This window comes from Agaribacter flavus, from assembly GCF_042646125.1.
Classification (GTDB): Bacteria; Pseudomonadota; Gammaproteobacteria; order Enterobacterales; family Alteromonadaceae; genus Glaciecola; species Glaciecola flavus.
In genome coordinates this window covers 383,121-396,259 of the sequence record NZ_JBHRSW010000005.1, presented here as the reverse complement: position 1 = coordinate 396,259, position 13,139 = coordinate 383,121, and the positions used below count along the sequence as shown (strand labels likewise).

The window sequence follows — 13,139 nt, the reverse complement described above, 5'->3', positions numbered from 1 at the left end:
CCTAACTGAATTACAAATATTGCAGGTATGCTATGTTTAATTCTTTCATGCTTATATGTCGTATATTCAGCAATAAACTTAAGTATTTTTTGTGCTGGCTTTGGGTTCTTTTTGTAACAACAGCACTGCAGGTAAAACAATCAAATCAATCAATAAAGCAAGCACAATAATGATAGCCGTTAAGGTACCCATCTCTGAGTTTATTGCAAAATCGGAAAAAGCTAACACTGCAAAACCTGAAGCCAACACGATGGTGGTGATGGACAAGGCATTTCCTACATTTTCATAGGCAAAATGCACACATCTTTTTACAGAGTAGCCTAATTTACTCGCTTTTTGGTATTTCACGAGAAAGTGCACAGTATCATCGACAATGATGCCTAGCGTCATTGTTAAGACGACAGATAGTGCCATGCTAATATTGCCAGAAATCAAAGCCCAAATAGCAAACCCAAACAAAGCGGGGAGTAAATTGGGAATGAGGCTAATTAAACCGAGTTTGATACTTCTGAGTGAAATCAGTAATAAGGCGGAAATGAGCACTAAGGCGACAAGGGCGCCTTGGATCATACTCTGCATGTTAGCTTGGCCAATATGTGCAAAAATCAAAGGAAGACTTGCAGCCTCTACTTTGTATTCTGGTGCGTGCATCTTCATCCATTCGAGAGCTCGGATTTCGAAGTTTGTAAAATCTTCACTGCCCAAATTTTTTAATGTCACCATAATGCGTGTAGCAGACTTGTTTATGTCTATCTGATTGTTGACGTCTAGGCCGTATGGCAGTGACATTTCGTAAAGTAATAAGTATTGTGCGGCAATTTCGCGTTCGTCTGGTAACTGATATGCCTCAGGATCGTCGTTTGCCATGTTCATGTTCAGTCGCTTCATCGTGTTAGCGAAGCTGAGTACGTGATCGACTTCTTCCTGCTGTTCTAACCAGCTCGTAAATGCTTCAATCGCTCTCAAATAGCTGGGGTTGTTTATTTCGTTTTCTATTTCGGTATAGACGGCAAAGTCAATCGTACTCAAACCACTCAAGTTTTCTTGCTGAAAATCCGCGTGTTGCCTAAACTCGTTACCTTTATTGAAGTATTCTATGGCGATATCGTTCAGTTTGTTGTGACTCGCCATGTGAATGCCAAGCACGACCAAGCCGACGGACGACACCAAAATCAATCGGTAGTTGTTGTGGATTTTGTTTGAAAACCGCAACCAAATATCTCTGTTTGGCACTTGATCTTGCTTGTCTTGGGTAAATTTAATGCTTTTTAACATCAATAGTGCGGGAAGCAGTGTGAGTGAGAACGCGCAAGCGAACAACACACCGATTGCTACTAAGTTGCCCAAGTCCGATAATATTGGTACTTTTGCAAAGTTTAATGTAAGAAAACCGATAGCGGTGGTGACACTTGTCATAATGATAGGCAGGCGATTTAGAGCTATTGATTGTAGTACTGCTTCTTGCTGATTTAGTCCCTTAGACATGTAGAAGCGCATGCTTGAAAGCACATGTACACTGTCGGCAATGGCAAGGGTTGTAATAATAATAGGGACGTTGACTGAAGCAATGTTAATAAACATACCAAGCCATCCCCCTAGTCCCATTGTTGCCACTACACTTAAGCTAACAATCACTAAAGTGATGATACTGGCATAAATGGATCGTAGTAATAGGCAAAGTAGGATAGCAATGATTGCGAACATCAGAGGAAATAGTGTAACGGTGTCCTGTAAAGCAGCAATAAACATGGCATCCGTCATGATGACTATGCCGCTGAGACGAAATTCGTGATCGTCGTAATCTTTTGTGTAAGGCGCCAGCATTTCTCGTAAGTGATTGCCGATTTGACTAATTTCTTTTGTTTGGTCGCCATCCGGCAATTGAACCGTGATATTGATCATCGCAACGTCGCCCTTGGGTGATATTAGTTTATTTACTAAATCGGGCTCGCTCAGACTCACCTGTTCAACTGTATTGATATAGTCATCTGTTAACCAGTCAAGTTCTAGTACCAGATCCTCAACAATCAAATCGTCATCTTGTGCATAGCTTTGTTGAAAATTTGTGATTGAATCAACGCGAGTGGAAAGAGGCGTTTGCCAGCTTTCATCCGTAAGCGTTTTGATTAAGGCTAAACTACGAGGGTTAAACAAATCACCGTCTTTATTGGATATTATGATGGATGCTGTTTCATTCTTGCTGAATACCCGTTGCATATTTTCGTAGGCGACGCGCTGAGGGTTATCGTCCTCAAAAAATACTTTGTAGTCGCCACGAAAGTAGAGGTTCTTGGCCCCAATAGCACAGAAGATTACGACTAACGCGCAAACAATAACGGTTGCCGCTTTGTAGTTCAGTACCTTTTTATCGAAGTCGGTGGAAAGCATAAAGTAGACACAATAGTTTTTCTCTAGTCTTAGTTTAACGGAGTCTGCAAAAAAATGTTTAGGATATGATGGTGATTGATGAAGCAGGGAGCTATCTTGACCAAATTAACCCTCGCAGTGTAAGGCCTACCAGCATGAAAAATCAAAACGCAATTGGATAAACTCGTAGCGGTTTTGATACAAAAGAGGATGAACTTTCCACTATAATCCTGCCATAGGGATAATAAAAAAGCGCCAAAGAATCGTTGGCGCTTTCTATTTATTTGTAAGTTATCGCTTGTTTAGTTGCGTTGTGTACTCAATGCTTGTTTGCGTTTGAGACCGATTTTGTTGAATAGACCGTTAATTTTTTTAAATATTGCTTTAAACGGTCTCGAAAAATCCAACAATATCAAGTACAAGCAAGGCACTAATATTAGGGTAACTAATGTTGCGTACATGACTGCAAAACCAAGTGCAACGGCCATTGGGATAACAAACCCAGCTTGTAAACTAGTTTCAAACATAATAGGCAGTACACCCGCAAAGGTAGTGATTGAGGTTAAGGTGATCGCTCTAAATCGTGCACAACCTGCATCAATGACTGATTCTCTAATCGAATAACCTTCTGCTCTCCGCTTGTTGACATAGTCTGTCATGACCAAACTGTCGTTAATCACTACACCCGCTGCCGCAATTAAGCCGAAGGTAGAGAACATGCTCAAGTCCATATCGAGTATGAAATGTCCAAAGATCGCACCGGTAAAACTAAAGGGAATAACAGACATAATGATCAAGGGCTGTGCGTAGCTTTTTAAAGGAATCGCCAGCAATACATAAACCAAGATCAAGCCCGCTACAGCAAACATAATTTGCTCTTGCTGTTGGGTTTGTTGCTCCTCAATCTTACCTCCCAATTCCGTTTTCACGGTGGGGAAGCGCGCTTTCATCTGAGGCAATAAGTTATCTTTGATGTTTTTCGTAAGTTCGTTCGGCTCAACGGTTTCTTCGTCGATATTGCCCCAAACATAAACGCTCCTGAAGCCTCCCTCTCTGCGAATATAACTGATACCGGGCGCTTCATACAGTTCTACTACATCTCCGAGCATGACCTCTTGTCCATTGGGTGTCGAAATCACCGTGTATTTCAAATCGGCAAAACGTTCACGAGTTAGCTGAGGATATCTCACCATCACGCGGACTTCCTCACCGTTTCGCAATACGCGCTGGGCTTCACCACCATAGAAGCTTGCTCCCACTTGGCTGGCGACATTGGCAAGATCTAACCCTAAGTCATAGGCAACGGGTTTAAGGCGCATTTGCACTTCTTTGCTCGCGGGGTCTATGGTCGAACTAACATCAAACACGCCTTTTTCTTCTTGCAACAATTCAATAAAGTAGCGTCCAGCGGCGTTCAAGGTGTCAATATCTGGTCCAAACAACAGGTAACCAAATTCACCACCATCACCGCCGCCATTGACATCGTCTTGGATTGAAAATGACTTCATACCAGGAATTTCTGGTAAGTTTTCGCGCCATCTGCGGGCTAACTCGAAGGTGTCGAAATGGCGAGCGTCTTCGTCAACGAGTGGCGCCAGTACTCTGCCTTCGTTGCGTCCGTTGTTCCAAACTAGAACATTGGCCACCATGCCTGAGCCATACTCTCTGATGATTTTTTGCTCTTCATCGAGGATGACTCTTTCAATGGTTTTCAATGCTTCCACCGTCGTTTCATCTGATACCGTTTCGCTCATTTCTATGCTGATACTCGGGAAGTCGTGGGGGACTTTGGGTTCGGGCACAAAACGAACAAAGTTATTATTAATCAGTGATATAGAAACCGCTAGCAAAGTAATAAAGACAAATAGCACTGGCCAGCGCCATTCGGTTGCTCGCGTGATAAAACGTCTGTACCTACCATTTACAAAACCAAAATACGCCTTGTTAAACTTGTTTCTCCAACTGTTTTCTTTTAGCGGTTTAAACGAGGTATTGGCAATATGTGCAGGGAGTATAAGTTTCGATTCAATTAAAGAAAATATAAGGCAAAAAATAACAACGCCAGCGATGTTGACAAAAAAGTCACCTTGCGGACCACTGGTTAAGGCAAAGGGCGCAAATACCGCGATTGTCGTCAGTACACCAAATGTGGCAGGGGTGGCAACGCGTTTTGCGCCAATTATTACATTTCTGGTGGAAGCGCCGTTTTTCTCGATTTCAGAATAGGCACTTTCTCCAATAACAATGGCATCATCAACCACTATTCCCAGAACCATAATAAATGCAAATAGAGAAATGATATTGATCGTGATGCCAAACATGGGCATTAGCATTAGTGCGCCTAAGAAACAAACGGGAAGACCAATCATCACCCAAAATGCTAATTTAAACCTGAGGAACAAGGCAAGCATTAAGAAGACAAGAATAGCGCCTTGCGTTAAGTTTCCTAACATCATGTCAAGCCGACCATTCAGATAATAAGTCATGTCAACCAAGACATTTAACTCAACACCTTGGGGTAAGGTTGGGCGTTTTTGTTCTAAGTATGCTTTAACAGAATCGGCAACCGGCAATACGTTTTGAGATTTGGTCGCCGACACATCCATGTATATGGCATTCTTGCCATTGAACTTAAAGTAACGTTTACCTTCCGTGAAGCCGTCTTTAATTACGGCGACATCTTTAAGGGTAACTTGCGATCCTGAGTTGCCTATTTTTACTGGGATGTTGCGAAATTCTTCACCATTGTAATATTGATTTTCTACACGTACTGCAATCAATCCGCTTTCTGTGCGTATTTGACCAGCAGAGAAATTTGCAGAATAGCGTCTGATTGCCTGAGTAATGTCGTTAATCGATAAATTGTACTTGCGCAGCATTTCTGGCAAAACTTCAATCCCAATTTCGTCATTGGGCACATTCGCATTCGCGAGTTGGACGTTACCAAGTTGTAGCAACTCTTCTTCTATTTGCTGAGCGATAGGCTTGAGCTCTTTGAGTGGCATGTCGCCAGAGAGTGTCAGCTCCATCACTTCTTGCTGCCATTCTACCTGCGAAACAGTGATAGGCTCCATCGCGGCAGGAAAGGTAGCCACACTATCGATGCGAGCTTTAATTTTGTCTAACACATCGGGCAAATGAATATCGGGGTGAATTTCCATTGTGACACGGCCGCCACCGCGCCACGATCTGCCGACACTCTTTTTAATTTCCGCAATATCTTTGACTGATTCTTCAATTTTGATCACTATGTTTTCTTCGATTTCCTTGGGTGAAGCACCGGGGTAAGAAACATAGGCATTGATGTAGTTTATCTCGATATTAGGAAACATTTGCTTTTGGATGGTGACATAACTCACACCACCCATGATCATGATGAAGATCATGAGCAGGTTTGCGGCAACAGGGTTTTGTGTAAACCATGCAATTAAACCACTGGGAATAGCTTTGGTGTTATTAGTTTCCATGATTCCCCCTACTCAGGGTTGCGTTGGTTAAATGAAATAAGGCTACCTTCGGTGTCTTTTATTCGCACCTCCATACCATTTTGTGGGTATTCAGGGAGATTTTTAGCCATTCTGTCATCTTCACTGACACCACTTGAGATGTAGAAATTACTTCCTTCTTCTCTGAGCACTTCAACTTGATGCGATTCCAGTTTGTTCTCATCATTCACAATCCATAGCAGACGATTGTTTACCAGTGATTGAGGTACTTCGAATACGTTCTCAAGTAACTTTCCTTCAAAACTGACTTCCACATATGAGCCAAACTTTAATTTTGGTAAGTTTGATTGCAAACTATAGGGATCGTTGATTCTCATTACTAAGTGTTGCATCCGTGTATTTTGGTCAACTACCCCCAGATCTCTGTCGATCACGCCTTCTCGATATACAGGCACAAGTGAACGTGTTATCACCATGGCTGTTACCCCCTCCATGTTAGGTAACAAGAATGGACTGTCGAAACCGGCAACCGGAATCATTATTTCTGCACTTTCAATATTGTTTATTTTGGCTACTTGCATGCCTCGTGAGACATATTGCCCTGAGCCAATATCTCTAGAAATAATTAAGGCATCGTAAGGCGCTTCAACTTTGGTTTTCTGAAGATCGCGCTTCGCGATACGCAAGGCGGCTTTTGCCGATTTTAGCTGAGCTTGTGCACTGAGGACTTGCGGCTTACGCAAGTAGAGGTCACTTACTTGATTTTTAGGTAAATTCTTGGCTTCTCGTTTTGCCACTTTTTGTCTTGCTAGCTCTTCGGTAAGCGTTGCTTCAGCTAAGGAAACTTGCGCTTCAGCGCGCAATACTTCTGCTTCGTATGCGTCGGACTCAATGGTAAACAGTACTTCTCCGCGCTTAACGATACCACCGTTGACAAAATTAGGATTCCAAGAGAGGACTTCTCCATTAACTTGAGCGGCCAATACTGTTGACTCAAGAGGGAGTACTTCGCCAAAACCACTAATTTTTACTTGGTGGTTGATCGGTCTGAGGGTTTCGATACTGACGATGGGGCGCGTGTCAGTCGGTTCCTTTTCTTCTTTGTCTTCAGCCGCAGCCTGTATTCCAAAGGTGGCGGCGAATGCTACTGCACTGATACCTAGGATTATTCCAATGTTAATAAGCACTTTGTTTTTCATAGTGTGATCCTCAGAGATGTTATGCCAATGGTATCAACTAGATGTGACAGAGGTATGTGTCAAATGTAACAATCTGTATGCTACTGCTACAATTTGTAACTGTGAAGTGTAAATTAACTGGTAGGGAGAGACGTTTGGTGAGTAAAAGTATTGCCTACATTGATGAACCAATAGCATTAAGCTATTGGTTCGATATCAGGATGTGAGATTAATAATTGGCGTTGCCAGGTGTTCTTGGGAATGGAATGACATCCCTGACGTTGGCTACGCCAGTCACATAGGCGACCAGCCTTTCGAAGCCCAAACCAAATCCAGCGTGAGGAACACTGCCATATCGGCGTAGGTCGCGATACCAAGCATAATCTTCTGGACATAGATTCATTTCAGCCAAGCGTCGGTCGAATACATCAAGACGTTCTTCACGTTGAGAACCACCAATTATTTCGCCTATTCCCGGAGCAAGTACATCCATCGCGGCTACAGTCTTGCCATCATCATTGATACGCATGTAGAAGGCTTTGATATCTTTAGGGTAGTTTTGCATGATTACCGGAGCCCCTACGTGCTCTTCCGCTATGTATCTCTCATGTTCAGAGGACAAGTCAACACCCCATTCGACAGGAAACTCAAAAGATTTTCCACAGTTTTGCAGTATTTCTATTGCTTCTGAGTAGTCCATACGCACAAATTCAGACGCGATAACTGATTCCATTCTTTTGACCACGTCTTTGTTGACACGTTGTTCAAAAAAAGCAAGGTCATCGGCTCGCTCTGTAAGCACGGCTTTGAACACATATTTCAACATGTCTTCTGCAAGTTGGGCAATGGTAGATAAGTCAGCAAATGCGACTTCTGGTTCGACCATCCAAAATTCTGCCAAATGCCGACTGGTATTCGAATTTTCGGCTCTAAATGTTGGTCCAAAGGTATAGACTTTGGACATAGCAGAACAATAGGTTTCTACATTTAATTGTCCAGAAACAGTTAGATAGGTTTCTTTTCCAAAAAAGTCTTGGCTATAGTCGACTTCTCCGGCTTCAGTTTTGGGTACATTAAGCATATCCAAGGTAGATACCCTAAACATCTCACCTGCGCCTTCAGTATCAGATGCGGTCAATATGGGCGTGCTGATCCACATGTAACCCTTTTCGTGAAAAAAGCGATGAATCGCCTGAGACAGACAATTTCTCACACGCGTCACAGCGCCAATAATGTTTGTGCGCGGTCTCAGATGTGCATACTCCCTCAAGTATTCGATACTATGCCTTTTGGCAGCCATAGGATATGAATCGGGATTTTCCACCCATCCAAGCACTTCTATTTGCTCGCCCTCAATCTCAAGAGATTGCCCTTTTCCTTCTGATTGCTTAATCATACCGGTTGCAACAAGCGAGCAGCCCGTGGTTAAGCGGATAATATCGTCATAATTGTCGAGGCTGTTTAATGCAATAACTTGCACAGGATCAAAACAACTGCCGTCATGCAAAGCGATGAACGATAAACCTGCTTTGGAATCGCGCTTGGTACGCACCCATCCCTGAACTGTAATTTTTGTCCCCTCTGAATACTTGCCCGCCAAAACATCGGCGACTGAAGCAATCGTCATACATTTCTCCGTATCATTCTTTTTAGACATAGGCAATACTGCCGAAAATGAAGAAGCGTTTTTCACGCCCTAGGGACTGTTTTATTACGCTCTACACATTTTTGTGGTACAAGTATACTTGACCGATTCTACGATAACACTAGGCAAATTGTGATTTATGCCAAATAAAGACAATAAAGCAGGGAATATTGATATTTCTGAATTGAAAATGCCAGAGCAGTCAATTGATCGCCGCAAAAAGCAACGAGGACAGGACAAGCTATATCGCTTTGTTGTCGGCCTAAACATTGCGGCTTGGTCAATGCTGGTATGTGCTCTTTTGGTCTTTCATTATGCTCGCCCTGATTTTATATCTGGAGTACAAAACTATTGGGGTATTGAAGGCCGGGAGTTTTGGTCTGAAACGCATCTTGAATATTTACTATTGCTTTTACAAGCGTGCTTGTTGATGAGCCTGGTAGCATTGGTGCTCCGAAGTCGACGTTCGCGCAGAAAAACAGATGATTTTGGCTATAACTTACTTGTTTTATTGATTATCACAATTGTCAGTCTCACCACTATTTATTCAGCTGTATAGCGACCAGAAAAGGCGGTTTACCGCGTTTAACCAAAACTGACTGTCTCTATATTTCTACAATAGTCCTCAGCCCTTCAAAACTGTGCAGCAAAGATCAACACACCTCAGAACATCGATGCTAAAGAGGCTATCGGCATTACTGGCGTAGCCAATTAGCAACATAATTGTACTTCTACAAAGCCTGCGTTTTACTAATTTAATCGAATTATTTTGTAAGTTTCAGATTTCATTAAATAAAATATTTTTGGCACAAAGCTTGATAAATCATGATAGCGCTTGGTTAGATTATGTGAATTCATGATTTTAAAGCAACGAACAGCCAAAGAGTTGATAAGTTGAGTATGTTTTCGGGGGGTACCCGCTTTGCGAGTGGTGGGTGTCCCTTTTTCTTTGTATTGTGAATGTTACTATTTAATCGGCGGTATTGCTCGAATTCTCGAATGAATAAGGAGGGACTGCTGAGTTCAATCCCAACGAGGGTAGTTAGCAGTTTTAGTGACTTACTATTGATGCTTGTAGCATGCTATGCAATCCTTACTAGAAGTTTATAAATCTTGGTTAATTACTTGCAAATACGCTCGCTTAAGCAACTGGTGCTGATCAGTTTTTTAATTTCCTTGGTGCCTTTGATCGTTTTGTTACTGCAAAGTCAACGAGATTTTTCTCAAGTGAGTGTGATCACTACAGACAACACTCGCCTATTTGTTAGTGTGGCGACAGACTTGCAGGATTTGATAAGTGCGAGCCAAGACGTACAGCGCTTAATAAAACAATACCAAGTGCTCAATGACCCGCAATTAAAAGATATTGCGGATAGGTCTTTAGATAGTTTTGAGAACAAATTAGATGCTTTGTGCACGCGAGCAGAGGAATTTCCAGCGTGTAGCGGTTTGCGCACCGCTGTGCCCGTGTTGCGTGATTATCACACATTCAACGATGCACAGGTGGTTAATGCTTATCTTGCTAAGTTTGAAGAGTCGATCATTACGCTACAACGGAATGTTAATCGCTATGTCGACCAAAAGGTACAGGAACAACAGCGCTTTTTAACAGATATGCAAGCAAGACAAGGGTGGTCTACAGGATTATTAGTTGTGCTTTCGCTAATTATTATCTTGTTTTCTACCCAGTTCATTGTCAAACCTGTTCGAAAGCTACAAGCGATTATTCAGTCAATCGCTAATTCAAGTCAATCGGTACCTGCAAAGTCCTCGAGTGGGCCGAGAGAACTTTTGGCTGTAGAAAAAGATTTGTATTGGCTGAGTGAACGTTTACGTCAGTTGGAAAAAGTACGCACGGCTCTTTTACGACATGCGTCACATGAATTAAAAACGCCCTTAGCAAGTATCAAAGAGGGCTGCGCGATACTGTCAGACAATTTGCTTGGTGAGCTGAATCCAGCGCAGTACGAAGTATTGCAATTACTTGACAATTCAACAGAGCGATTGAATTTACTGGTTGTCAAACTATTGGATTATAACGCATTGCTGCAACAGGCAGAGCCTGATTTGGTGCCAGTCAATGTGTTATCCGTTATCAGAGCAAGTGCTGACAACCACCGTCTATTGCTGCAACAAAACGAGCAAGACGTCGAGATAAAAATATTTAACACATTAACCGTAGCGGGAGATGAAGAGCTTCTTAGGCGCATTGCAGACAACTTAATATCAAATGCAATTGCCTATGGAAAGAAAGGAAATGTCATTCAGATAGAAGGCTATCGAGATGAAGAATGTGTCGTGATTGACTTTATGAACAATGGCAAGCCCATTCCTCGAGAAGCGCGAATGGAAATATTTGAACCATTTAAGCGGGGTGCTGAAAAACGCAACGACAAAGTCATTGGGGCAGGGCTGGGATTGTCGATTGTGGCAGATTGTGTGAGACTGCTCGGTGGAGCAATATCGATTGAAGAAAGGGCTTCATTTGATGTTTGTTTCCAAATTAAGCTACCGAGGACTTAGTTGATGAAAATATCACTGTTTGTGCTTACATCTGTATTTTTTTTGAGTGCTTGCCAACTATTAAGTAGAGAGGAAGCACCCGTACCTCCCACTATAACGGAGGTACCTGTAAGTACTTGGTTTTGCACGACTCGCCAGTCTTTTGAATTAATCGGTGAATTCTGTGAGTTGAACCATTGGGCAAAAGTGTATGTGAGTGCCGATGAGCATAACTGGTCAGAGCGAGCCAAAATAATCAGTAATTTAGGCGATTCGCCACAGGAGTTACTGCATAAGGTATTGTTGAGTCAGGGAATCGATACGCCTTATCAAAATAGATTGCGAGCGCAAAATTGGATTACTTCATTGCTAACCGTCGTCGAACCGCCTATGGCTGAGGTGTTGGACGTGATGATTTTTCAACCGTCTCAACAATTATTAGAGATGGAGTCAGCAATTACGCTGTTAAGCCAGCTAAATGCCAGCAAGGAAAAAGCACTGAATGAGCTTGAGCTGAAGTTAGCCAACAGAAAAGCCGAATTGGAAACAAAACGCGTACAAGTAGAGCAATTATTAAAAATTGAAGCCAATATGGCAGATCAAAACAGGAGTCAATGATTTGAGTAGTATCGATGCTAACAAGTTGAATCACAAACCACGGTTACTTTTGGTAGACGACGATGATAGCTTGTTGCGTTTGATGTCCATTCGGCTAGGTTCAGAAGGATTTGATGTAACAAGTGTAGACAATGGCACTCAAGCCTTGAGGTTATTGTTTCATACATCCTTTGACGCGGTGCTAAGCGATTTACGAATGCCGGGAATGGATGGCTTATCTCTATTCGATGAAATATTGCATCAGCATCCGAATTTACCCGTCATCATTATGACTGCTCATGGCAGTATCAAAGATGCGGTAGCGGCTACCCAAAGAGGCGTGTTTAGTTTTTTAACCAAGCCTGTCGACCATGATGAATTGCGAAAAACCCTATTGCAAGCTATTGCGCAAACGCGTGGGAATGAACTGGGGAGTTGGTCGGCAGATATTATCACTCGGTCTCCAGAGATGCTTAGGTTACTCAAACAGGCTGAACAAATTGCAAATAAAAATGTAAGCGTTTTGATAACTGGTGCAAGCGGAACAGGAAAAGAGCTCTTGGCTAAAGCGATTCACAAGGCGTCTGACAGAAAAGACCAAGCCTTTGTCGCCATAAATTGTGGCGCTCTACCTGAAAATCTGCTCGAATCAGAACTCTTCGGCCATGCTAAAGGTGCTTTTACGGGGGCGGTGCAGGCAAATATTGGTTTGTTTCGAGAGGCAAATGGCGGCACTTTGTTTTTGGATGAAATTGGTGATATGCCTTTTAGTTTGCAAGTCAAACTATTACGCGCTTTGCAGGAGCGATCGATTCGACCTGTTGGCAGTACCACGTCTATTGATGTCGATGTAAGGATTATTTCTGCTACCCATACCAATCTAAAAGAAGCCATGGAGCATCAACGTTTTAGAGAAGACTTGTTTTATCGTTTAAATGTGGTTGAGTTAAGTATTCCCAGTCTAAAAGAGCGCTTCGAAGATATCCCACTGCTTGCAGATTATTTACTCAAACAAAGCGCGGAGAAGCATGGTATCAATGTGAGAAAGTTCGCAAATGACGCCATGAATATACTCACTAAAGCCGATTGGCCTGGAAATGTTAGGCAACTGGTGAATGTCGTCGAACGATGTGTGGCGCTTACAACAAGTAAAATCATACCTGCGAGCTTGGTTGAGCAAGCGTTGTCACAAGAAACCCAATATTGGCCAACCTTAACTGAAGCAAGAGATTCATTTGAATACAAGTACTTGTGTCGACTACTTCAGTTAACCGATGGAAATGTAACAAAAGCTTCCTCACTCGCCGGCAGAAATCGAACCGATATGCACAAGCTAATGAAAAAGCATGGTTTGGATGCCGCTGAATTCAGAAACTAAGGGTTGAGTTGCAAACACCTAAGGCT

The 13,139-nt window shown here is 42.6% G+C and carries 8 protein-coding genes; 4 read left to right on the top strand and 4 right to left on the bottom strand.

Annotated features, from left to right (window positions below):
- Positions 1 to 78: 78 nt before the first annotated feature.
- The 4 genes from ACFOHL_RS03845 to asnS all read right to left on the bottom strand — a co-directional run bounded on the left by ACFOHL_RS03845 (position 79) and on the right by asnS (position 8,618).
- Positions 79 to 2,388: an efflux RND transporter permease subunit gene (locus tag ACFOHL_RS03845; protein WP_376918872.1), complete on the bottom strand. Its 2,310-nt coding sequence runs from the start codon at positions 2,386 to 2,388 to the stop codon at positions 79 to 81.
- 281 nt (positions 2,389 to 2,669) lie between these two features.
- Complete coding sequence (locus ACFOHL_RS03840; protein WP_376918871.1) at positions 2,670 to 5,834, bottom strand: efflux RND transporter permease subunit; 3,165 nt, start codon at positions 5,832 to 5,834, stop codon at positions 2,670 to 2,672.
- Between the two features lie 8 nt (positions 5,835 to 5,842).
- The gene (locus ACFOHL_RS03835) at positions 5,843 to 7,012 is read right to left on the bottom strand and encodes an efflux RND transporter periplasmic adaptor subunit (RefSeq protein ID WP_376918870.1); all 1,170 of its coding nucleotides are present in this window, start codon (positions 7,010 to 7,012) and stop codon (positions 5,843 to 5,845) included.
- A gap of 208 nt (positions 7,013 to 7,220) precedes the next feature.
- Positions 7,221 to 8,618 (bottom strand): asparagine--tRNA ligase, encoded by a 1,398-nt coding sequence (gene asnS / locus ACFOHL_RS03830; protein WP_376918869.1) that lies wholly within the window; start codon positions 8,616 to 8,618, stop codon positions 7,221 to 7,223.
- A 157-nt stretch (positions 8,619 to 8,775) separates the two neighbouring features.
- Between asnS and ACFOHL_RS03825 the strand changes: the two genes are divergently transcribed.
- From ACFOHL_RS03825 to ACFOHL_RS03810, 4 genes are all read left to right on the top strand, one after another.
- Positions 8,776 to 9,195 (top strand): hypothetical protein, encoded by a 420-nt coding sequence (locus ACFOHL_RS03825; RefSeq protein ID WP_376918868.1) that lies wholly within the window; start codon positions 8,776 to 8,778, stop codon positions 9,193 to 9,195.
- A gap of 566 nt (positions 9,196 to 9,761) precedes the next feature.
- Positions 9,762 to 11,159, top strand: a complete 1,398-nt coding sequence (locus ACFOHL_RS03820; RefSeq protein ID WP_376918867.1) for a sensor histidine kinase — start codon at positions 9,762 to 9,764, stop codon at positions 11,157 to 11,159.
- A 3-nt stretch (positions 11,160 to 11,162) separates the two neighbouring features.
- Complete coding sequence (locus ACFOHL_RS03815) at positions 11,163 to 11,756, top strand: hypothetical protein (RefSeq protein ID WP_376918866.1); 594 nt, start codon at positions 11,163 to 11,165, stop codon at positions 11,754 to 11,756.
- Position 11,757: 1 nt separating this feature from the next.
- On the top strand, positions 11,758 to 13,113 hold the full coding sequence (locus ACFOHL_RS03810; RefSeq protein WP_376918865.1) for a sigma 54-interacting transcriptional regulator: 1,356 nt from the start codon (positions 11,758 to 11,760) through the stop codon (positions 13,111 to 13,113).
- Positions 13,114 to 13,139 lie beyond the last annotated feature (26 nt).

What these genes read in the sequence shown, in the direction of transcription:
- ACFOHL_RS03835 (WP_376918870.1), bottom strand. Translation starts at nt 7,012, where the DNA reads ATGAAAAACAAAGTGCTTATTAACATTGGAATAATCCTAGGTATCAGT.
- ACFOHL_RS03845 (WP_376918872.1), bottom strand. Translation starts at nt 2,388, where the DNA reads ATGCTTTCCACCGACTTCGATAAAAAGGTACTGAACTACAAAGCGGCA.
- asnS (WP_376918869.1), bottom strand. Translation starts at nt 8,618, where the DNA reads ATGACGATTGCTTCAGTCGCCGATGTTTTGGCGGGCAAGTATTCAGAG.
- ACFOHL_RS03840 (WP_376918871.1), bottom strand. Translation starts at nt 5,834, where the DNA reads ATGGAAACTAATAACACCAAAGCTATTCCCAGTGGTTTAATTGCATGG.
- ACFOHL_RS03825 (WP_376918868.1), top strand. Translation starts at nt 8,776, where the DNA reads ATGCCAAATAAAGACAATAAAGCAGGGAATATTGATATTTCTGAATTG.
- ACFOHL_RS03815 (WP_376918866.1), top strand. Translation starts at nt 11,163, where the DNA reads ATGAAAATATCACTGTTTGTGCTTACATCTGTATTTTTTTTGAGTGCT.